Origin of the sequence: Micromonospora sp. NPDC048909 (assembly GCF_040649635.1) — a bacterium.
Classification (GTDB): domain Bacteria; phylum Actinomycetota; class Actinomycetes; order Mycobacteriales; family Micromonosporaceae; genus Micromonospora.
The window spans coordinates 181,957-203,095 of the sequence record NZ_JBEZFU010000008.1 but is presented as its reverse complement, the minus strand read 5'-3'; the positions used below and the strand labels follow the sequence as shown (position 1 = coordinate 203,095).

The following is a 21,139-nucleotide window of genomic DNA, read 5'->3' as shown; positions in this document are numbered from 1 at the left end:
CGTCCGATCGTCATGGCCTCGACTCCCACGCTCACCGCCGCCCCCGCGCGGACCCCCGCCCGGCGCGGCGGCGCCGACGCGGTGGTGCTCGCCGTGGAGGCGGCGCTGCTCGCCGCCGCCGTCCTGATGGGTCTGCTGCTCAACGCGCGCGGGGCGGGGCTGCACGCCGACGCCGCGCCGCTCTACGCCACCTGGCGCCCGCATCTCGGCTGGGGCACCCCGGCGGCGGCACTGGTCGCCGCCGTCGTGCTCGGCTGGGGGATGCGCTGGGCGCAGCGCGCCCGGTGGAGGGTCCTGCTGGCCGCCGGCTGGTTCACGGCGGTGGCCTGGACGCTCTCCCTGGCGCTGGTGGACGGCTGGTCGGCGGGGCTCGCCCGCCGGCTCACCGCGCAGGCGGAGTACCTGCACGAGGTGCCGGGGGTGACCGACATCCCGGCGATGCTGGCCGGCTTCACCGGACGGATCCTCGACTTCCAGCCGGACTCGTGGTCCACCCACACGGCCGGTCATCCGCCGGGCGCGCTGCTGATCTTCGTCTGGCTGGACCGGGTGGGCCTGGGCGGGGGCACGGCGGCCGGACTCGCCTGCGTGCTGGTCGGGGCGTCGGTGGCGGTGTCGGTGCCGGTCGCCCTGCGGGCGCTCGGCGCCACCGAAGCGGCGCGGGCGGTGCTGCCGTTCCTGGTGCTGCTGCCCGGCGCGGTCTGGGTGGGGGCGTCGGCCGACGGCATCTTCGCCGGCGTGGTCGCCGCCGGCCTGGCCCTGCTCGCGGTACGCGGCCCGGGCGCCGCCGCGCTCGGCGGCGCGCTGCTCGGTTTCGCGCTGTTCCTCTCGTACGGCTTCGTGCTGGTCGGCGTGCTGGCCCTGGCGGTGCTCGCGCTGCGCCCGGCGGCCCGGCTCCGCTCGCTGCTCGCCGCCGGCGTCGGGGTCGCCGCGGTGACGCTCGCGTTCACCCTCGCCGGCTTCCACTGGTGGGAGGGTTATCGGCTGGTCGTCGAGCGCTACTACCAGGGCTGGGCCGCTGAACGGCCGTACGGCTACTGGGTCTGGGCGAACCTGGCGGCGCTGCTGCTCTGCGCCGGCCTGGCGCTCGGGCCGGCGCTGCGCCGGGCGGTGGTAGTGGCCGGCGCCGCGGCGCGCGCCGGCTGGGGCCGACCCGGCGCGCCGGTCGCGGCGCGCGCGGCCCGGCCCGGCGGCCGGGTCGCGGCCCTGGTCGCGGCGGTACGCGGGGCTGGGCAGACCGTCGCGGCGGTACGCGGGGCGGGGCCGACCGTCGTGCTCCCGCTGGCCGCCGCGGTGGCGGTGGCCGGCGCGGACCTGTCCGGGCTGAGCAAGGCGGAGGTGGAGCGGATCTGGCTACCGTTCGCGGTCTGGCTGCTGGCGGCCACCGCGCTGCTGCCGGCCGATCGCCGCCGCTGGTGGCTGGCCGGGCAGGTGGTGACCGCGCTGGCCGTCAACCACCTGCTCTGGACGGTCTCATGACCGCGGTGGGACCCCCGCACACGGCCACCGGCCAGCCCCGCGCCCGCGCCGGGGGCGGATGTCCGCGCGAGGCTGATACCTCACCGGCATATTTATGCCTGTGAGGTATCACGCTCACCGGGACAGACCTCCGCCGGCGCAGGCCTCTGCCAGGGCGGGTCGTCGCCAGGACGGGTCGCCGCCGGCGCGAGCGGAGAGCGCCGCGGGGCGGGAATCAGGCGGGGAGCGCCGCCGGTTCGCGCAGCGGGTCGGTGGCGAAGCCGGCCACCCCCTCGGCGAAGCTCACCCGGGCGGTGTAGCCGAGCAGGTCCGCGGCGCGCCGGGGATCGGCGACCACGTGCCGCACGTCGGCCGACCGCGCGCCGCCGGCCACCACCGGCGCGGGCCCGCCCATCGCGGCAGCCAACGTCCTTGCCAGCTCGCCGACCGTGTGCGGCTCGCCGGAGCAGACGTTGACCGGCACCAGACCCTCCGGCGTCGGCGCGGTGAGGGCGAGCAGATTGGCCCGGGCCACGTCGCTGACATGTACGAAGTCGCGCCGTTGCCGGCCGTCCTCCAGCACGCGGGGAGCCCGCCCGGCGGCCAGCGCCGACCGGAAGATCGAGGCCACCCCGGCGTACGGGGTGTCGCGGGGCATCCGCGGGCCGTAGACGTTGTGGTAGCGCAGCGCCCAGACCCCGCCGCCGGTCTGCCGCGCCCACGCCGCCGCCAGGTGCTCCTGGGCGAGCTTGCTGGCCGCGTACGTGCTGCGCGGCTCCAGCGGAGCGTCCTCGGGCACCAGGGCGGGGCTGAGTGGTTCGCCGCACCGGGGGCAGGCCGGGTCGTAGCGGCCGGCGGCCACGTCCTCGAGCCGGCGCGGCGACGGGCGGACCGTCCCGTGGCCGGCGCAGACGTACCGCCCCTCGCCGTAGACCACCATCGAGCTGGCCAGCACCAGCCGGGACACGCCGGCCCGGTACATCCCGGCGAGCAGCACCGCGGTGCCGAGGTCGTTGTGGCTGGCGTACGCCGGGGCGTCGGACGGGTCGAGTCCGTGCCCGACCATCGCCGCCTGGTGGCAGACCGCGTCGACCTCGGGCAGCAGCCGGTCCAGCAGTGGGGCGTCCCGCACGTCCCCGGGCACCAGGTCGTGCCGGCGGGTCCACTCGGGCGCCGCGTCGCCGTGCGCCTGGGGCAGCAGCGCGTCCAGCGCCACCACCTCGTGCCCCTCGTCGACGAGCAGGTCGGCGACGTGCGATCCGATGAACCCGGCCGCGCCGGTGACCAGTACCCGCATGTCTGGTGACGCTAGGTCAGGCGGGTCGGTCGGCGGGCCGGCTCGGCGGTCCCGTAAGGAGTTCGCAACAGGTCGCCCCCGTCCGGGGACGTGGCGGTAAGCCTTCGGTAATGCGGCAAACCCGACCGGGCCGGCGTACCCGCGCATAGCCTGCCGGAAGACGACGGACACGGCCGGGCCACGCGCCGGCCGGGCGCGGAAAGGACCGGCCGCCCGGTGCGTCGACCGGCCACGAGGTCACGAAGGAGGACCGGTGCCCACGAGCGACCCCGGACCGTCGGGCGCGGCCCGACCCGGCCCGGCGGTGGACGACCCGACCGACGGGTACGGCGCGCCCCGGCGGTTCTGGCGGGCGCTCGACCGGCGCCGGCCGCCCGGCACGGACGCGGTCACCCACGGCTGGCGCAGCCCGCTGCGCGGCCCGTGGCTGACCTCGGTGTACGGCCTGGCGCTGCTCGTCACCCTGCCCCTGGTGATCATCACCGGGCTGCTGGACTACGCCGCCTACGGCCCGCAGTTCGGTCAGGCGTTGCCGACGGACGTGGGCTGGCTGCGGCTGCCGCCGTTCGACTGGCCGACCCGGCCGTCCTGGCTGTTCCGGCTCACCCAGGGCCTGCACGTGGGGCTCGGCATCGTGCTGATCCCGGTGGTGCTGGGCAAGCTCTGGTCGGTGATCCCGAAGCTCTTCGACTGGCCACCGGCCCGCTCGGTGGCGCAGCTGCTGGAGCGGCTGTCGCTGCTGCTGCTCGTCGGCGGGATCCTCTTCCAGATCGCCACCGGCCTGCTCAACATCCAGTACTCGTACCTCTTCGGCTTCGACTTCTACACCGCGCACTACTTCGGGGCCTGGGTCTTCACCGCCGCGTTCGTCGTGCACGTGGTGCTGAAACTGCCCCGGCTGGTCACCGCGCTGCGGTCCCGCCCGGCGCGGGCCGAACTGGGTACCGCGCGCACGCGGACCCGGCCCGAGCCGCCCGACCCGGACCGCCTGGTGCCGCCCCGGCCCGGCCCGGCCACGGTCAGCCGCCGCGGCGCGGTCGCGCTGGTCGGCGGCGGTTCGCTGCTGCTGGCCGCGCTGACCTTCGGGCAGAGCCTGGACGGGCCGCTGCGCCGCACCGCCCTGCTGCTGCCGCGCGGCCGCGAACCGGGCGGCGGGCCCAACGGGTTCCCGGTCAACCGGAGCGCCGCGGCGGCGGGCATCCAGGCCGCCGACACCGGGCCCGGTTGGCGGCTGACCCTGCGCGGTGCCGGTCGTACCGTGACGCTCGACCGCGCCGGCCTGCTGGCGATGGCCCAGCACACCGCCAGCCTGCCGATCGCCTGCGTCGAGGGGTGGTCCACCCAGCAGACCTGGACCGGCGTACGACTGCGGGACCTGGCCGCCCTCGCCGGGCTGCCCGACCCGGCCGCGGCGCACGTCCGCTCGCTGGAGCGGGCCGGGCTGTTCCGGCAGGCCACCCTGCAGGCCAATCAGGTACTCGATGCCGACTCGCTGCTCGCGCTGCGGGTCAACGGTGTCGACCTCTCCCCCGACCACGGCTTCCCGGCGCGGATCATCGTGCCGGCGCTGCCCGGGGTGCACTGCACCAAGTGGGTGACCGACATCGAGTTCCGGGCCCGCTCCGATGGCTGACCCGACCGCCCGACTGCGCGCCGGGTACGGCGCCGGCCCCCGGCACCTGCTCGTCCTGCTGGCCTGCTTCGTGCTGACCGGCTGGGTCGCGCAGCGGATCGCCGGGGAGGCGACGGCCGGCCGGATGCTGCTCTGGTTCGTGGGCGCGGTGATCGCCCATGACCTGGTGCTCTTTCCGGTCTACGCGACGCTCGACCGGGCGCTGCGCGGGGCGCTCGGCGTCGGGCGGCGACCCACCGGGCCGGGCCGGCTGGCCCTGCTCAACCACATCCGGGTGCCGGCGCTCGGGGCCGGGCTGCTCTTCCTGGTCTACCTGCCCGGGCTGCTGGGCTGGGGCGACGAGACCTACCGGGCCGCCACCGCCCAACAGCGCGTACCGCTCCTGACCCGCTGGCTGGCCATCACCGCCGCCCTCTTCCTGATCAGCGCCGCCCTCTACACCCTCCGCCGCCTCCGCCGCCCCCACCGCACCCCCTGACCCCCACCCCCTGACCCCCACCCCCTGACCCCCACCCCCTGACCCGGCGCCCGCCCCGCCCCGCCCCGCCCCGGTGGATCATGCAGTGGTGGTGGGTGACGAAAGGTGCGCAACTGGATCAGGCTGGCACCACAACTGCATGATCGACGGCGCGAAGGGGCGGGGGTGTCGGTTTCAGGTGGGGCGAGGTGGGAAGCACGGATCGGTTCGGTGCGGCCAACGGGCCGCGCCACCACCGAGGGGGTACGTCCATGGGTAGCCACGTCAGATCCGCCACCCTCCGACGGCGCGCCGGGGGCGCGGCGTGAGCGGGCCGGTGGGCGTCGAGCCGGTCGGTGAGCTGGAGCTGGTGCACGCCTTCACCGGCCCGATGCCGACCGGGGTGACCGTCTCGCACACCGGACGGATCTTCGTGAACTTCCCCCAGTGGGGCGACCAGCCCCCGGCCACCGTGGCCGAGCTGCGCGACGGCCGGGAGGTGGCGTACCCGGACGAGCGGTGGAACTCACCCTCGGGCGACGACGACGCGCAGGCCTTCGTCTCGGTGCAGTCGGTGGTGGTCGACCCGGCCGACCGGCTCTGGGTGGTCGACACCGGCAGCCCGATGATGCGGCCCACCCGACCGGGCGGCCCGAAGCTGGTCCGGGTCGACCTGACGACCGACACCGTCGCCCAGGTGATCACCTTCCCGCCCGAGGTCGCGCTGCCCACCAGCTACCTTAACGACGTCCGGTTCGATCTGCGCCGCGGCTCGGCCGGCCTTGCCTACCTCACCGACTCCGCCATGACCGGCCCGAACGGCATCGTGGTGGTCGACCTGCACAGCGGCCGCTCCTGGCGGCGGCTGCACGACCACCCGTCCACGAAGGCCGATCCGCTGCACGGATACCTGCCGGTGGTCGAGGGGCGGCCGCTCCTACAACGGCCCCCGGACGGGCCGCCGAAGCCCCTGACGTTCGGCTCGGACGGCATCGCCATCTCCGCCGACGGTTCCCGCCTGTACTACTGCGCGCTGATGTCGCGCCGCTGGCACAGCGTCTCCACGGACGCCCTGGCGGACGCGTCGCTGCCGGAGCAGGAGGTCGCCGACACGGTCATCGACGAGGGCGACAAGGGCGCCGGCTCGGACGGGCTTGAGAGCGACGACGCGGGCCGGCTGTACCTCACCGCGTACGAGCAGAACGCGGTGCTGCGCCGGTTGCCGGACGGGCAGTTCGAGACGGTGGTGCACGATCCGCGGCTGCTCTGGCCGGACACCATGTCGGTCGCCGTGGACCGGCATCTCTACGTGACCGCCAACCAGCTGCACCGGCAGGCCGACTACCAGGGCGGTCAGGACCTGCGCCGCAAGCCGTACGCCCTGTTCCGCACCCCGATCGACGCCGGGCCGGTGCTGCTGCGCTGAGCCGCCCCGCGGACCAGCTCCGCCCTGGGCGGGCCGTCTGCACGGCCCGCCCAGGGCGGCTGGGTTGTCTCCGGCTCAGTTCGAGCCGGTGACCGTGAACGGCAGCTGCACCCGCGTCTTCGAGTCGGCCCCCGCCAGCGTGATGCTGGTCGAGCCGGCCCGCGCCGCCCCGGGAACGCTGACCGTCATACCGGAGATGACGCCGTCGCCGTTCGCGCGCACCGTGCTCTTCGCGAGACCGTCACCGAAGGTGATCGTGACCGCCTCGTTCGGCGCGAATCCGTGACCGTCGAGCGTGATCGCCGTACCGCGCGGCCCCGCCGTGGTGGAGAGCCCCACCTGCGCACGGTTCGCCGGCACGTCCTGCTCCCCGGTCACCTGCACAGTGGCCGTCGCCGGGGTCCGCGAGGACGCGCCGGTGACGGTGACGGCGTAGCGGCCGGGCTGCGCGTCACCCGAGGTCGCGATGGAGGCGCGGACCGCTCCCGCCGCGGAGGCGGCGACCTTCATGCTCCGCGCCGGGCTGGTGCCGAGCGTCACGGTCACCTGCTCGCCGGCGGCGAATCCGCTGCCGTTGACGGTGATCGCGTCACCGGTGGCGACGGTGGCGGACCCGGGCAGCGCGATCGTCGGCTGGCGCCCGCCGCCCGCCACGGTCACGGTGAAGCTCGCCGTGCTGCTCGACCGCGTGTCCCACGCGGTCACCCGCACCGTGTACGAGCCCGCCTGCGGGTAGGTGTGCTGCCCGGCCAGAGCGCCGGACGAGCCGACGGTGACGTCCTGCGGAACCGTGCCGTCACCCCACTGGACGCGCGCGTGGTAGCCCGCCGGGTCGGGAACGCCCCCGGTGACCGAGCCGAGGTCCGCCGAGATGACCTGCCCGGCGGTGGCCGTCTGGTCCTTCGGGGCGACGGTCGCCAACGCGGGCGCCGGCGTGCCGTCGTCGGCGATGGCGAACACGTGGATCCGACCCGCCGAGGCGGGGTCACCGCTCTGCGCCGGCAGGGTCACCGAGACGAGCGTCCTGCCCGCCGGGATCTGGTACGGCGTGGTGGCGAACAGGAACGGCTGGGCGCCGTCCCGGCTCGTGCCGCTCAGCCGGTACGCCGCCTTGGCGACGACCGTGTTGCCGTACGACGGGGTGCCGTTGGCGTTGCCGCCCAGCGTCCAGTCACTCATCTGGATCGGGATGCTGGCGGTGCTGCCGTCGCTGAACGTCGCCGTGCCGGTGCTGTCCTGGTTGCCCTGCGTGCCGGCGCCGATGAACGAGATGCTCCTGGCGTCGTCCGGGAGGTCGAGCACGATCGTCTGCCCGTTGCCCGCGGCGTTGTCCGGCTGCCCCGCCGGGATCGCCGGCAGCGTGAAGTGCAGCGCCGTGCCCGGCACCTGGTGTCGCTGGCCCTGGGTCACCCCGGCCGCAGCCAGGGCGGCCCGGGAGTACGCCCACGACTTCGCGTCGCAGTTGGCCGCCCGGATGCCCTCGTCACCGATGCAGACGGTGTCGAACGCCGCGGTGAGCCCGGAACTCGGCGTGTAGGCCACGTCGACGCCGACCGTCGTGGAGCCCTGGCCGGAGCCGTCGGTCACCGTGACGCTCGCCTGGTGGTAACCGGGCGTGGCGTAGGTGTGCGTGCCGCTGACGCTGTAGACGGCCCGCGAGCTCAGCGTGAGGGTGCCCGGGGTGGTCGGCGAGCCGTCACCCCAGTCGATCGTGGCCTGGTAACCGCTGGCGGTGCCGCCGGTGACGGTCGCCAGCGGCACCGACACGGATGCGCCGGAGGTCGCGTGCACGCTGTCCGGGGCGGTCACCGTGATCGCCCCGCCACCGAGATCGAGGTCGCCGCCGGCGAGCAGCTCGACCTCGGCGAGGTTGGTCTGCGCGGCGCCGACGGTCTTCGTCACGACGAGGCGGAACTGCGCGAACCGCCCCGGCCTGTCGATCTCGAACGGCCGGGTCTGGTTTCGCCACGCGAACACCTCGCCGGAGCGGGAGTCCACGGTGGTCCAGGTGGCGCCGTCGTTGGAACCCTGCAACCGCCAGTCCGCCGGATCGCCCGCACTGGCCCCGGAGGTGAGGCTGTAGTAGGCCGGGGTCTGCTTGCCGCCCCGGTAGGCCCAGCTGACCTGCGGCGTCGCCGAGGCGAAGGTCAGCTGGGTGGTCGACGAGTCGTCGAAGAGCTTGGACGCGTCCTGCCCGACGGTCGCGGTCGCGGTGCCGAGACCGGGGCCGGTGGTGTCCTGCAGCGGCTTCGGCGCCGCGTCGCCCTTGGTCAACGACGGCGGCCCGTCGTTCTTGCCGGTCCCCCAGGACGACGGGTCGGGGCCCATCTGGAAGTCGATCGTGCCGCCCCTGGCCAGCACGGACACGTCGACGGAGAGCGTGCGCTGCTTCTTGCCGTTGACCTTCACGCCCTGCACGTAGACGTTCTTCGTGCTGTTGTTCGGCGCGTTGACGACGATGTCGCCGCTCTCGCGGTGCACGACCATCCGGGTGAACTGCGGCGAGCCGATGGCCCAGTGGGACGACCCGGCCTGCAGCGGGTAGATGCCCAGCGAGCTGAGGATGTGCCACGACGACATCTCGCCGTTGTCCTCGTCGCCCAGGTAGCCCTGGCCGATCTCGCTGCCGACGTAGAGGCGCTGCATGATCTCCCGCACCAGCGCCTGCGTCCTGGCCGGCGCGCCGGCGTAGTCGTACATGTACGGGATGTGGTGCGACGGCTGGTTGCTCATGCCGAGCTGACCCATCCGCACGGCCCGCGCTTCGAGCATCTCGTGGATGATGCCGCCGTACCCGCCGGGACGATCGGCGTTCTCCGGGGTGGCGAAGAACTGGTCGAGCTTGTCGCGCAGCGCCTGCTGCCCGCCGTACAGGTTGGCCAGTCCCTTGCCGTCCTGCTGCGCGGTGAACGCGAAGTTCCACCCGTTGGTCTCGGTGTAGACGCCACCCCAGTCCAGCGGGTCGCCGGCGAGGAACGTGCCGGCGGCGTCGCGGCCCTGGAAGAGCTTCGTCTCGGGGTCGAAGAGGTGCACGTAGTTGCGGGCGCGCTGCAGGAAGTACTGCGACTCCTCCTTGAGCCGGTTGCGCTCCGACTTCGGCGTGGCCGGGTCCTTGGCCAGGGCCGCGCCCATGTTGCCGATGCCGTAGTCGTTGATGAAGCCCTCGAGCGCCCACGACACCGACTCTCCGGTGGAGGTCGGCGTGTAGCCGAGGAACAGCGAGGTCTCGATGCCCTTGCGGCCGACCTCGCCGCGCCCGGAGGCGACGGTCGCGTCCTTGACCGCCGCGTCGTACGCCGCGAGCGGGTCGGGCAGCTTGACCCCGGTGAGGTAGGCCTGCGCCAGGGCCACGTTCGCGCTGGTGCCGGTCATCAGGTCGGCGTAGCCGGGCGACGACCAGCGGGCGATCCATCCGCCGTCGCGGTAGTGCTGCACGAAGCCGTCAGAGATCTTGGCCGCGACGTCCGGGTACAGCAGCGCGTAGGCGGGCCACACGGTGCGGTAGGTGTCCCAGAACCCGTTGTTGACGTAGATCTCCCCGTCGACGATCTTGGCCCCGGTGTGCGTGGCGGTCGACGTGCCGGTCGGCGCCGACACCGGGCTCGCGTACTGCCAGCGCGGCGCGGCGGCGGTACCGGTGTTCTCCGACTGCGAGTTCGGATACAGGTTCAGCCGGTACAGGTTCGAGTACAGCGTCACCAACTGCGTCTCGGTCGCGTCCCGTACCTCGACGCGGGCGAGCCGGTCCTGCCAGGCCGCGGTGGCGGCGGCGTGGATCTGGTCGAAGCTCTTTCCGGTGACCTCCAGGTCGAGATTCCGGTGCGCCTGCTCGACGGAGAGGAACGAGGTCGCGATGCGCATCGTGACCTGCTGGTTCGCCGAGACGTCGAAGCTGGCGGAGGTCGCGGACGACGCCTTGGGGGCCCGGTCGAAGGCGCCGGAGACGTACATCCGGCTGCGACCGGCCGACAGGCCGCTTCCGTTGTCCACCCAGCCGGTGAAGCCGCCGTCCGCGCCGATGGTGAAGGTGCCGTTGTAGAAGACGAGGCTGCCGGTGGCCTGCCCGGACGGGAAGGTGAACCGCATGATCCCGGCATGGTCGGTGGGCGACATCTCGGCGGTCAGGCCGTTCTGCAGCCGCACCCGGTAGAGGTCCGGCCGCGCCGTCTCGTCCGCGTGGCTGAAGGCGAGCGCCCGGCTGGCGGGCGGCCCGGTGAGCGGTCCGTCGCCGGCGACCGGCATGACCGACATCTGGTTGCGGTCACCCATCCACGGGCTGGGCTCGTGTGAGATCGCGAGGCCCTGCAGCGTGGGCAGGTTGGCCGCGTTGTTGCTCCGGTGGTACTGGTACTCCCACGAGTCGGAGGTCGCGTCGGTCACCGGCGTGAAGAAGTTGAAGCCGTTCGGCACCGCGGTGATCGGCAGGTTGTTGCCGCGCGAGAATCCGCCCGTCGAGTTGGTCCCACGCCGGGTGTCGACGTAGTTGGTCCGGCTCGAACCGTCGATCGCCGCCGGCTCGCCGGTCAGCTCGATGTCGTCGAGCCAGCCCTGGAACCGCGTCTTCTCGGTGGCCTGCGGGTTGTCGTAGGCGAGCAGGATGCGGTCGATGGTCTTGCCCCGTGCGACCGCGCCCACGTCGGTCTGCACCGCGTTCCACTGGTCGGCGTACAGCACCTTCGACGCGCCCTGCCCGGCGGCCGGGAGCGGGTAGCCGTGCTGGTCGACGGGCGAGCGACGGCTCAGGTAGCTGCCGTCGGTGAAGTGCAGGTCCACGGCCGCGAAGGTGGACGGGTACTGGGCGTCCTGGCCGGTGAACTCGGGGAAGATCTTGTAGGAGAGCCGGGTCTTCGGCCCGACCGGGATGTCGACGTCGAAGAGCTTGTTCGTCGCGTACGAGCGACCGTCGGCCTCGGCGCCGCCCGCGTAGCGCAGGGCGGCCGTCCCGGTGAACCCGGCCTCCGGCTTGGTGGTGTAGCCACCGACCGGGCCGGCGCCGACGACGCTGACCATGGGGGTGGCCGGCGGCCTGACGTTCGACCCGTCGCTGATGTTCCAGTCGCCGAGTTGCAGGATCGAGTCACCGGAGTTCGCGGTGACGTTCAGCCGGTAGTAGCCGTAGGCGGTGCTGTTGGTGAAGCTGTAGACGTTGGTGGCCAGGCGCCCACCGAACTTCTCGCCGGTCCGCCGGTCGAGGTCGCTCCAGGTGCTGCCGTCGTTCGACCCCTGCACGACGAAGTCCCGCGGGTCGCGGGTCGGCGCGTCGTTCGCGGAGGTCAGTGCGTACCGTCGCACCACCGTCGGCTCGGCCAGCCGGTAGGTCACCCAGCCGGTCGGGTTGAACGCCAGCCACTTGGTCGACGGATTGTCGTCCTTGAGATTGGCGGCGATCTCCGCCGGCGGGTACTCGGCGCTCGCGGTAACCGCGCTGACCTTGCCGAGCAGGCTGCCGGGCAGGGTGGTCACCGATCCGCTCAGGTTCGCCTGGACCGGCTTTCCGTCCGCGCCGACCTCGACGGTGCTCGTCGCCGGTCGCGGGTCGGCCGACTCGAACGAGGAGCTGAAGTTGCCGGGCGGCGCCGAGCTGGGTGCGGCATTCGCCAGGGGTGCGGCGACGAGCAGTCCCACCGGCAGCAGGACCGCGGCTGTCACGGCGGACAGGCTGCGGTGCCAGGGGCGGGCGAGTGAGGGGTACGCCATGGGGGCCGGGCCTTTCGACTCGATCCGGGTCGAGTCCGTCGAACGTGTGGGCAGGGTGGACCGATGTTGCTGCGGAGCGTGGTGCGGGACTACGTGGATGACCTGACATCGTTGTCACATGGAGACACGTGAAACACGAGGGCGGGCCATCGGACGTCGCTGATAGTTCCGGGCCGGAGACGGCCGTGTCAACGGGTTGATCAAAGCGAAACAGTCCATCGCCGACGGTGCCGACGATCTCGCCCAGGGGTGCGGCCGGTCGATCAGCCCAGGCAGCTGTCGGAGAGGGCGTAGCGGATCAGCACCACGTCGCCGATCTGGCGGACCTCCGCCACGGTGGCCCGCCGACCCGGATGCCACGGGTAGCGGCCGTCGCCCACGAAGCGCGGCGCCTGGCAGTCACCGACGAAGAACGGCGCGATCACCAGGTGCAGCTCGTCGGCGAGCCCGGCGGCGAGGAACTGCGCGTGCACCGTCCCGCCGCCCTCTACCATCAGCCGGCGCACCCCCCGGTCGGCGAGGTCGTCCAGCACGAACCCGAGATCCACCGGATCGCCGCCGTCGACGACCGTGGCCAGCCCGCCGACCCGCTCCCCGGTCTTCTCCAGCGCGCCCGTCGCGCAGTACACGACCCGCTCCGCCTCGCCGGCGGTGAAGAACCGGGACGTCGGGTCGAGGTCGCCGCAGGCGGTGAGGGTCACCTTCGTGGGCGAGGCGGGCAGGCCGCGGGCGACCCGCGCGTCCCGGTGCGACGCCGAGCGGATCAGCAGCCGCGGGTTGTCGCCGCGGACGGTGCCCGCGCCGACCAGGATCGCGTCGCAGCTGGCCCGGACCTCGTCGATCCGGGCCAGGTCGTCGGCGTTGGAGAGCACCAGCCGCTGCTCGGAGGCGTCGTCGATGTAGCCGTCGATCGAGGTGGCGCAGCTGAGCAGCACGTACGGCCGCGCCCGCACCGGCCCGGAGGTCATCGGACGGCGGGAAGGTCGGAGGTACGAGCGGCCCGGCTGGCCTTGGCCGCCAGGTAGTCGGCGTTGGCCGGGGACAGGTACAGGCCGGTGGGCACCCGCTCGGTCACCGTCACCCCCAGCCGGTCGAGCTGCACCGCCTTCTCCGGGTTGCTGCTGAGCAGCACGATGGCCGGTACCTCCAGAGTGGCCAGCATCTGCGCCGCGGCGGTGTAGTCCCGCTCGTCCTCGCCGTGCCCCAGCGCCACGTTCGCCTCGTAGGTGTCGAGCCCGGCGTCCTGCAACGCGTACGCGTCCAGCTTGGCGTACAGGCCGATGCCCCGCCCCTCCTGGCGCAGGTAGAGCAGGAAGCCACCGGCCTCGGCGATCCGCTCGACCGCCTCACGCAGCTGCGGGCCACAGTCACAGCGCTGGCTGCCGAACACGTCCCCGGTCAGGCACTCGCTGTGCGGCCGTACCAGCGGCGCGGGACCACCCGCGCCGTGTCGATCCAGCGCCCCCGCCCAGTCCCCGAGCCCGAACGCCAGGTGCTCCCGGCCGTCGATGAGTCCTTTGAAGGTGAAGAGGCGGGCAGTGGTGGCGTAACCATCCGGGAAGCGCAGCGGCACGGTGACCTGGGTACGGATCGTCGCGACAGGAAGTGCTTCGGGCATGGGTCTCCTTCGTCCGGCGCGGCCCGGACCGGCCGCGCTTACCGCTCACCACTGTGTCAACACTCAACCACGCAAGGCTCCTTCCCGCCTGTCAGCGGGAAGCGGATCCGCTGGCTGGGTGGCGTGGCGCCGACGGGCGAGCAGCACGGCCGCGCCGGGCAGGCTGGCCACCAGCACCAGGGCTCCGTACACCGTGGCGGTGGCCACCCCCTCGGCGGCGGTCAGGCCGGCGGCCCCGAACGCCCACGCGGCCACCCCCTCGCGCGGGCCGAAGCCGGCGACGTTCAGCGGCAGCCCCATCGCCAGCAGCGCGAGCAGGGTCAGCGGCACCAGCCGGGACAGCGGCGCGGTGGAGCCGGCGGTGCGCGCGGCGACCAGGAAGGTGCCCAGGTGACCGGCCACCATCACCGCGGAGGCGAGCAGCACCCCCAGCCAGGTGCGGCGGGCGAGCAGTCCGGTTCGCACGTCGGTGACCGCGGTGCGCAGCGTCCGCGCCCAGCGCGAGCCGCCGGCGCGGGGCAACGCCCGGGCCAGCAGCACCGCGCCGAGCCCGCCGGCCACCACCAGGGCCGCCGCGGCCGGCAGGTACGGCCGCACCGGCGACGGAAAGGCGACGAGCACGACCAGTGCGAGGCCGGCCTGGACGACCTGGCCGGCGGTCCGCTCCCAGACCACCGCCCGCACGCCCCGGCCGACGTCACCGGCGTCGCGCCCGTGCCGCACCGCGCGGTGCACGTCGCCGAGCACCCCACCGGGAAGCGTCGCGTTGAGGAACACCGCGCGGTAGCAGTGCGCCACCGCGGTGCCCAGCGGCAGCCGCACCCCGAGCCCGCCGGCGACGAGGGTCCACCGCCAGGCGCCACAGACCGTGGTCAGCACCCCGATCGCCAGCGCCGCGGCGAGCGCCCCGCCGTCGATCAGCGCCAACCCGGCGAGGAAGGGCCCGCCGCCCACCTGCCACAGCAACGCGCCGAGCAGCCCGATCCCGCCGAGCGCCCGCGCCCAGGCCCAGAACATCCGCGCCGGCCCTCCCGTCAAAAGATCGTTCCCTCTCCGGTAGGCACGTGCCGGACGCCCAAAGGGTTCATCCGCCGGCGAGCAGGTCCAGGTGTTCGACCACCACCCCGAGCCGGCCGGCCGCCGCGTCCGCCAGCCGACGACGGGCGTACCCGGCCGCCGGGGCGGCCAGCTCCGGCCGCTGCTCGCAGGCCGCGGTCAGCCAGCCGCGGAACCACTCGGCCGCCAGCTCGCCCTGCGCGGCACCCAGCCGCCACGGGCTGGCCGAGGCCTGCACGGCGACCCCGTGCCGGGCGAACGCCGCCACGGTGGCATCGACCGCGTCCGGGCCGAGCAGGCGCCGGCCGTCGACGGTACGGCGCTGGTGCTCGTTGAACGCCGCCTCGACCTGCGCGTCCAGCGGATGGGCCGGGGTGAGCCGCACCCGGCCGGTAACCGAGATCATCAGCAGCGTCGGCGCGTCGGCCGCGGCGCAGGCGGCCACCACCCGCTCGACCTCCTCGGCGGTGAACATGTCGAGCAGGGCGGACGCGGTGACCAGGGCCGCGCCGGCGAAATCCGCGGCGGTCAACCGGGTGAGATCGGTGCACCGGGTCGCCACGCTGACCGGGGCCCCGTCGGCCGAGGTGACCGTTCCGGCCGTGGCATGGGCGAGCAGCTCCGGATCCCGGTCGTAGAGGATCCAGTGCTGCGGCCCGGGCAGGCGCGGAGCGAGCCAGCGCAGCATCGAACCGGTGCCGCTGCCCAGGTCGTGCAGCACGATCGGCCCGGCGGCCGGCAGCCGACGGCGGACCACCTCGACCAGTCCGTCGGCGCGCGCCGCCGCGTCGGCGGCTTCCCGCAGTCGCAGCCACGCCGGGAACGACAGCAGCACGTCGGTACTCATGCCGCACCCACGCCGGTCAGCACCGACGCCAGCCGCGTCGCCGTGACCTGCCAGCCCGCGAGGGTGTCCCGGCGGGCCCGGGCCGCGCGGGCGAGCCGGCGGCGCAGCGTGGCGTCGTCCAGCCACTGGCGCAGCGCGGCGGCCAGCGCCGGCGGGTCGTCCGGGGGCACCAGCAGCCCGGGCAGCTCACCGTCCGGCGCCCGGCCCAACGCCTCCGGCAGGCCGCCCGCCGCCGTACCGAGCACCGGAAGCCCCCGGGCCAGCGCCTCGGTGACCACCATGCCGTACGTCTCGCCGCGCGAGGGGAGCACCAGCAGGTCGGCGGCGGCGTACGCGGCGTCCAGCGCGGCCCCGGTGCACGGTCCGGCCAGACGGACCCGGTCGGCGAGCCCGGAGCGGGCCAGCCCGGCCCGCAGGTCGGAGACGAAACCGGGATCGCGGGTGAGCGCGCCGACGCAGACGCAGCTCCAGGGCAGCTCCGCGACCAGGGCCAGCGCGTCGGCCAGCACGTCGTGCCCCTTGGTCGAGGTCACCGCCGCCACGCAGAGCAGCGCGGTGCCGGTGCCGGTCCCGGTCGCCACGGGCGCCGGGTCCACCCCGGGCGCGGCGACGTGCACCCGCTGCGCGGGCAGCGGATACCGGTCGAGCAGCCGCCGGCGGGCCCAGTCACTGGTGGCGACCACCGCGCTCGCCGCGGTCAACGTCCGCTGCTCGGCCTCGTCGCCGAGCGGCATGTGCACCAGGACGACCAGCCGCAGCCGGGCCGCCTGCGGGGTCAGCACCTCCGGCGCCGGCGAGGCGACCAGCCCGTCGAGCAGGACCGCCGCGCCGTCCGGCAGCGCCGCGAGCACGCCGGCCAGCGCGGCCCGGGCGGTCGCGTCCGGCTGCGGCCAGTCACCGGGTACGGCGTGCTCGTGCACCCGCCAGCCCTGCTCGGCCAGCCCCCGGCAGACCCGCCGGTCGTACTGGTTGCCGCCGCTCGGCGTGGCCGGGTCGTCGATGTCGTTAGGCAGCACCACGTGCACCTCGCGGACGCCCACCGACCCGGCCGCGACCCCGGGGCTGGGGCTGGCGAGCCCTGCGGGGCTCGCGAGCTCACTCCTCGCGCTCACAGTGATCGCTCGTAGCTGGCCCACGCCACGTGCGACTCGTGCAAAGTGACGGTGATGCCGGCCAGGCCACGCGCTCCCTCGCCGAGCTGACCGGCGTGCACCCGCTCGGCGAGCCGGTCGGCGACCGTCCGGGCCAGCACCTCGGTGGTGGTGTTGGTTCCCGCGAAGGCGGGCTCGTCGTCGAGGTTGCGGTAGGTCAGCTCACCGAGGACGGCCTTGAGCTGCTCGGTGGCCAGGCCGATGTCGACCACGATGCCGTCCGCGTCCAGGTCGGCGCGGCGGAACGTGGCGTCCACCACGAACGTCGCGCCGTGCAGCCGCTGCGCGGGCCCGAAGACCTCGCCGCGGAAGCTGTGGGCGATCATCATGTGGTCACGGACGGTCACACTGAACACGGATCACTCCCCGTCGTAGGTGATGAGGTGGCAGAGCGCGGGCAGTTCGCCCGACGTCAGGCGGTCGAGCACGTCCGGCAGCTCCGCGAAGCGGGACGCACCGGTGATCAGGGCATCGAAGGCGGGATCGTCGAGCAGGTCCAGGGCGAGCGCCAGCCGGTCGGTGAAGCTCCGACTCCCCCGCCGGGCCGGCGCGACCGCGCCGACCTGGCTGCCGCGGATGCTCAACCGTCCGCTGTGGAACACCCCGCCCAGCGACAACTCGACCGGGCGGTCGCCGTACCAGCTCAGCTCGACGACGGTGCCCTCCGGGCGCAGCAGCTCCAGCGAGCGTTGCAGGCCGGCGGCGCTGGCGCTGGCGTGCACCACCAGGTCGCGTCCGGTGGCCGCGTCGGCCGGCGACGCGAAGTCGACGCCGAGCGCGCCGGCGATCCCGGCCCGGCTCGGGTCGGTGTCGACAAGCTCCACGCGCACCCCGGGAAAGCGGGCCAGCAGGGCCGCGACGCAGCAGCCCACCATGCCGGCGCCGACCACGCTCACCCGGTCGCCCAGCAGGGGCGCGGCGTCCCAGAGGGCGTTCACCGCGGTCTCCACCGTGCCGGCCAGCACGGCCCGGGCCGGCGGCACCCCGTCCGGCACCGGTACGACCGCCTCGGCGGGGACCACGTACCCGGTCTGGTGCGGGTAGAGGCAGAAGACGGTACGGCCCAGCAGGTCGGCCCGCCCCTGCTCGACCGTTCCGACGTTGAGGTAGCCGTACTTCACCGGGGCCGGGAAGTCGCCCTCCTGAAAGGGCGCGCGCATCACGGCGTACTGGTCGGCGGGCACCCGGCCGGCGAAGACCAGCGTCTCGGTGCCCCGGCTGACCCCGGAGTAGCAGGTCCGGACCAGCACCTCGTCCGGCCCCGGGGCCGGCAGCGTGACCGGCCGGATCTCCCCCTGACCAGGCGTCCGAAGCCAGAAGGCGTGCGCCTCACGGGTCACCGGCTGCTCCTCACCTCGGGCCTGACCGAACCGAACGGCCCCGTCATCCGTGTTCCCTGTCAGGGTCGTCGATCATAAACACGGAGGTACGGTGCCCACAGTTCGAACTGGTCCGCTGATCGGGCTGATCGCCCAGATCTCCCTGCTCGGCGCGCTGGCCGCCACGGTCGGGCTGACCGGCCCGGGATGGCTGGCCGGCGTGGGCTACGGCCTGGTCACCTGTGTCGCGCTCAGCCGAGGGCTGGGACGCGCGGGCGCGGTACGCCTCGGACCGGCGGACCGGGTGACGCTGACCCGGGCCGTCCTGGCCGGCGGGGTGACCGCGCTCGTCGTGGACGCGGCGATCGGCCGGCCCACGCCGGTCGGGCTGCTGGCCACCCTCACCGTGGTCGCGCTGCTGCTGGACGCGGTCGACGGTCGGGTCGCGCGCCGGACCGGCACCGCCAGCGCACTCGGCGCCCGGTTCGACATGGAGGCCGACGCCTTCCTCCTGCTGGTGCTCAGCGTGCACGTCGCGCCGGACGCCGGAGGCTGGGTGCTCGCCATCGGTGGAATGCGGTACGCCTTCGTCGTCGCCGGCTGGGCGCTGCCCTGGCTGCGCGCGACGCTGCCCGCCCGGCAGTGGCGCAAGGTGGCCGCGGCGGCGCAGGGGATCGTCCTGGCCGTCGCGTTGGCCGGCGTGCTGCCGCACCGGTGGGCCACGCTGCTGGTGGCCGGCGGCCTGGCGCTGCTGGTCGAGTCGTTCGCGCGCGACGTGTTCTGGTTGTGGCGGCACCGCCCGCTGCGGCCCCGCCCCCGCCCGACCGGGCACGTCGCCGGGGTGGTTCCGGTCCAACTGGTGGCGGAGCGGGTGCGCGTGCTGCCGGGCGGGGCGACGGCCCGACCGCCGGCGCTGGCCGTCGGCGCCGCCCGCGCCGACGAGTGGGGACGTTGATGGGCGCCGAGGCAGAGCGGTCCGCCGACGCCGGCGAGCGCACGGAGGAACGGCCGGTCGGCGTCGCACCGGCCGACGCGGCGGCGGAGCGTACCCCGATCGCCGGTGGCGGCTGGCGGGTGGCGCGGTCGGTCGCGGCCGGACTGCTCACCACGCTGGCCGGCCTGTTGGTCTTCGCCGCCCTGGTCGGCCCGGACCGGATGGACCGGTTGACGCCCGACGCCTTCCTGCGCATCCCACTGGAGGGGCTGCTGGGCCTCGCCCTGCTGCTGGCGCTGCCCGGGCGCGGGCGGCGGGTGGCGGTCGCGCTGGCCGGCCCGCTGCTCGGCCTGCTGGCCGTGCTGAAACTCGCCGACCTGGGCTTCGACTCCGCGCTGGCCCGGCCGTTCGACCTGGTCCTGGACTGGGCGCTGCTGGACGACGCGTTCGGCTTCGTCACCGACTCGGTGGGCCGGGCCGGCGCGGTCGGCGCGGCGATCGGCGCGCTGCTGCTCGCCGCCGGCCTGCTGCTGCTCATGACGCTCGCGGTACGTCGAGTGACCCGGCTGGTGGTCCGGCACGACCGGGCCGCGACCCGGGCGGTGGCCGCGCTGACCGTCGCCTGGGTGGCCTGCGCCGCGTTCGGGATACGGGTCGCGCCGGGCGTGCCGGTCGCGGACACCGGCGCGAGCGCCCTGGTCGGCGCGCACGTCGCCCAGGTGCACGCCCGCTTGCGGGACCGCACCACGTTCACCGCCGAGATCGCCACCGACCCGTTCCGGGACACCCCCGGCGACCAGTTGTTGACCGCGCTGCGCGGCAAGGACGTGGTCCTCGCGTTCGTGGAGAGCTACGGACGGGACGCGGTCGAGGATCCGGAGTTCGCCCCGGAGATCGGCGCGCTGCTCGACGCCGGCAACCGCCGGCTGCGGGCCGACGGGTACGCCGCCCGCAGCGGCTTCCTCACCTCCCCCACGGCCGGCGGCGGGAGCTGGCTGGCCCACGACACGCTGCTCTCCGGGCTGTGGATCGACAACGAGCAGCGCCACCGCAGCCTGCTGGCCAGCGACCGGCTCACCCTCAACGGCGCGTTCCGGCGGGCCGACTGGCGCACGGTCGGGGTGATGCCGGCCGCCACCCAGCCCTGGCCGGAGGGGGCCTTCTTCGGCTACGACGGGTACTACGACGCCGAGCGGCTCGGTTACCGCGGCCCGAAGTTCAGCTACGCCCCGATGCCGGACCAGTACACCCTGGCCACCTTCCAGCGCACCGAGCGCGCCCCGGCGGACCGGCCGCCGCTGATGGCGGAGATCCCGCTGATCTCCAGCCATTCGCCGTGGACGGCGGTGCCCCGACTGATCGGCTGGGACGACGTCGGCGACGGCTCGGTCTTCGCCCACGCGGCGGCCAGCACGGAGGGTCCGGGAGACACCGTCCGCCGCTCGACGGCCGAGGTGCGCGCCGGCTACCGGCTGTCGATCGGGTACTCGCTGGAGACCCTGATCTCCTACGTCGAGACGTACGGCGACGACGACCTGGTGCTGGTCTTCCTCGGCGACCACCAGCCGGCCCCGGTGGTCACCGGCCCGAATGCCAGCCGGGACGTGCCGATCACCATCGTCGCCCGGGATCCGGCGGTCTTCGACCGGATCGCGGGATGGGGCTGGCAGGACGGCCTGCGGCCCGGCCCGGACGCGCCGGTCTGGCCGATGGACGCGTTTCGCGACCGGTTCCTCACCGCGTTCGGCCCGACGGTGAATCCGGCCGCCGCCCGGCCGACCCGGTGAGCCGCCGCTGAGCCGGGAGCCGCGCCCGAGCCGCCGGTAGATTTTCTTCCCGGGTCGCTGTCCGGAACGGGGCACGCCGATCGTCACCCTGGTGGAGTCACCACACCGAGGAGAACGACATGAAGTACATGATGTTCGTCTGCACCGACACCGAGCCGGACGCCGACCCGAGCGCGGCGCCGGACATCCACCAGTGGGTGGCCGAGCGCGACGCCCGGGGCCAGCGCCTGCAGGGCGACGCGCTCGCCCCGCCGGCCGCGGCCACCACGGTCCGGGTCCGGGCCGGTGAGCTGCTGGTCAGCGACGGCCCGTTCGCCGAGACCAAGGAGGTGATCGTGGGCTTCGACCTGCTGGAGTGCGCCGACCTCGACGAGGCGATCGAGGTGGCCCGCAGCCACCCGATGGCGTACGCGGGCCGGATCGAGCTGCGGCCCTTCATGGACCTGGACGCCTGATCCG

15 protein-coding genes and 1 pseudogene are annotated in these 21,139 nt (G+C 74.4%); 7 read left to right on the top strand and 9 right to left on the bottom strand.

Annotation, left to right across the window (positions count from 1 at the left end; genetic code table 11):
* The first annotated feature begins 12 nt into the window (after window positions 1-12).
* Window positions 13-1,479: a hypothetical protein gene (locus AB0C04_RS22375; protein WP_357057621.1), complete on the top strand. Its 1,467-nt coding sequence runs from the start codon at window positions 13-15 to the stop codon at window positions 1,477-1,479.
* Between the two features lie 214 nt (window positions 1,480-1,693).
* Here the strand turns inward: AB0C04_RS22375 and AB0C04_RS22370 are convergent, their stop codons facing one another.
* On the bottom strand, window positions 1,694-2,755 hold the full coding sequence (locus tag AB0C04_RS22370; protein WP_357057619.1) for an NAD-dependent epimerase/dehydratase family protein: 1,062 nt from the start codon (window positions 2,753-2,755) through the stop codon (window positions 1,694-1,696).
* Window positions 2,756-3,059: 304 nt separating this feature from the next.
* Here AB0C04_RS22370 and AB0C04_RS22365 point away from each other — a divergent pair, with 304 nt between their 5' ends.
* The 3 genes from AB0C04_RS22365 to AB0C04_RS22355 all read left to right on the top strand — a co-directional run bounded on the left by AB0C04_RS22365 (window position 3,060) and on the right by AB0C04_RS22355 (window position 6,271).
* Complete coding sequence (locus tag AB0C04_RS22365) at window positions 3,060-4,388, top strand: molybdopterin-dependent oxidoreductase (protein WP_357057818.1); 1,329 nt, start codon at window positions 3,060-3,062, stop codon at window positions 4,386-4,388.
* Complete coding sequence (locus AB0C04_RS22360; RefSeq protein WP_357057617.1) at window positions 4,381-4,866, top strand: hypothetical protein; 486 nt, start codon at window positions 4,381-4,383, stop codon at window positions 4,864-4,866. Before AB0C04_RS22365 ends, AB0C04_RS22360 begins: the two co-directional genes overlap by 8 nt.
* 304 nt (window positions 4,867-5,170) lie before the next feature.
* Window positions 5,171-6,271: an L-dopachrome tautomerase-related protein gene (locus AB0C04_RS22355; protein WP_357057615.1), complete on the top strand. Its 1,101-nt coding sequence runs from the start codon at window positions 5,171-5,173 to the stop codon at window positions 6,269-6,271.
* Window positions 6,272-6,346: 75 nt separating this feature from the next.
* On the opposite strand, the gene AB0C04_RS22350 is transcribed toward AB0C04_RS22355, so the two are convergent.
* The 8 genes from AB0C04_RS22350 to AB0C04_RS22315 all read right to left on the bottom strand — a co-directional run bounded on the left by AB0C04_RS22350 (window position 6,347) and on the right by AB0C04_RS22315 (window position 17,980).
* Entirely contained in the window at window positions 6,347-11,920 is a 5,574-nt protein-coding gene (locus tag AB0C04_RS22350) for a GH92 family glycosyl hydrolase (RefSeq protein ID WP_357057613.1), read from the bottom strand.
* Window positions 11,921-12,231: 311 nt separating this feature from the next.
* Entirely contained in the window at window positions 12,232-12,921 is a 690-nt protein-coding gene (locus AB0C04_RS22345) for a dihydrofolate reductase family protein (RefSeq protein ID WP_357057816.1), read from the bottom strand.
* A gap of 11 nt (window positions 12,922-12,932) precedes the next feature.
* Window positions 12,933-13,586, bottom strand: a complete 654-nt coding sequence (gene ribA, locus AB0C04_RS22340; protein ID WP_357057611.1) for a GTP cyclohydrolase II — start codon at window positions 13,584-13,586, stop codon at window positions 12,933-12,935.
* A gap of 63 nt (window positions 13,587-13,649) precedes the next feature.
* The gene (locus AB0C04_RS22335; RefSeq protein ID WP_357057609.1) at window positions 13,650-14,603 is read right to left on the bottom strand and encodes a lysylphosphatidylglycerol synthase transmembrane domain-containing protein; all 954 of its coding nucleotides are present in this window, start codon (window positions 14,601-14,603) and stop codon (window positions 13,650-13,652) included.
* Between the two features lie 67 nt (window positions 14,604-14,670).
* Window positions 14,671-15,489, bottom strand: coding sequence for a class I SAM-dependent methyltransferase (locus tag AB0C04_RS22330; RefSeq protein WP_357057607.1), 819 nt, complete (start codon window positions 15,487-15,489; stop codon window positions 14,671-14,673).
* Complete coding sequence (locus AB0C04_RS22325; RefSeq protein WP_357057814.1) at window positions 15,486-16,529, bottom strand: glycosyltransferase family 4 protein; 1,044 nt, start codon at window positions 16,527-16,529, stop codon at window positions 15,486-15,488. The genes AB0C04_RS22330 and AB0C04_RS22325 overlap by 4 nt, the downstream gene beginning before the upstream one ends.
* A 68-nt stretch (window positions 16,530-16,597) precedes the next feature.
* Window positions 16,598-16,996 carry a 6-carboxytetrahydropterin synthase gene (locus tag AB0C04_RS22320; protein ID WP_350870191.1) on the bottom strand — a complete coding sequence of 133 codons (399 nt, stop codon included), beginning with the start codon at window positions 16,994-16,996 and terminating at the stop codon, window positions 16,598-16,600.
* 3 nt (window positions 16,997-16,999) lie between these two features.
* On the bottom strand, window positions 17,000-17,980 hold the full coding sequence (locus tag AB0C04_RS22315; RefSeq protein WP_357057605.1) for a zinc-binding alcohol dehydrogenase: 981 nt from the start codon (window positions 17,978-17,980) through the stop codon (window positions 17,000-17,002).
* Window positions 17,981-18,071: 91 nt separating this feature from the next.
* Between AB0C04_RS22315 and AB0C04_RS22310 the strand changes: the two are divergent.
* From AB0C04_RS22310 to AB0C04_RS22300, 3 genes and pseudogenes are all read left to right on the top strand, one after another.
* A pseudogene (locus AB0C04_RS22310) lies at window positions 18,072-18,770 on the top strand (CDP-alcohol phosphatidyltransferase family protein); the annotation flags it as partial.
* Window positions 18,771-18,913: 143 nt separating this feature from the next.
* Window positions 18,914-20,680, top strand: a complete 1,767-nt coding sequence (locus AB0C04_RS22305; protein WP_357057603.1) for a sulfatase — start codon at window positions 18,914-18,916, stop codon at window positions 20,678-20,680.
* 119 nt (window positions 20,681-20,799) lie between these two features.
* Window positions 20,800-21,135: a YciI family protein gene (locus AB0C04_RS22300; protein ID WP_357057601.1), complete on the top strand. Its 336-nt coding sequence runs from the start codon at window positions 20,800-20,802 to the stop codon at window positions 21,133-21,135.
* The last annotated feature ends 4 nt before the right edge of the window (window positions 21,136-21,139 follow it).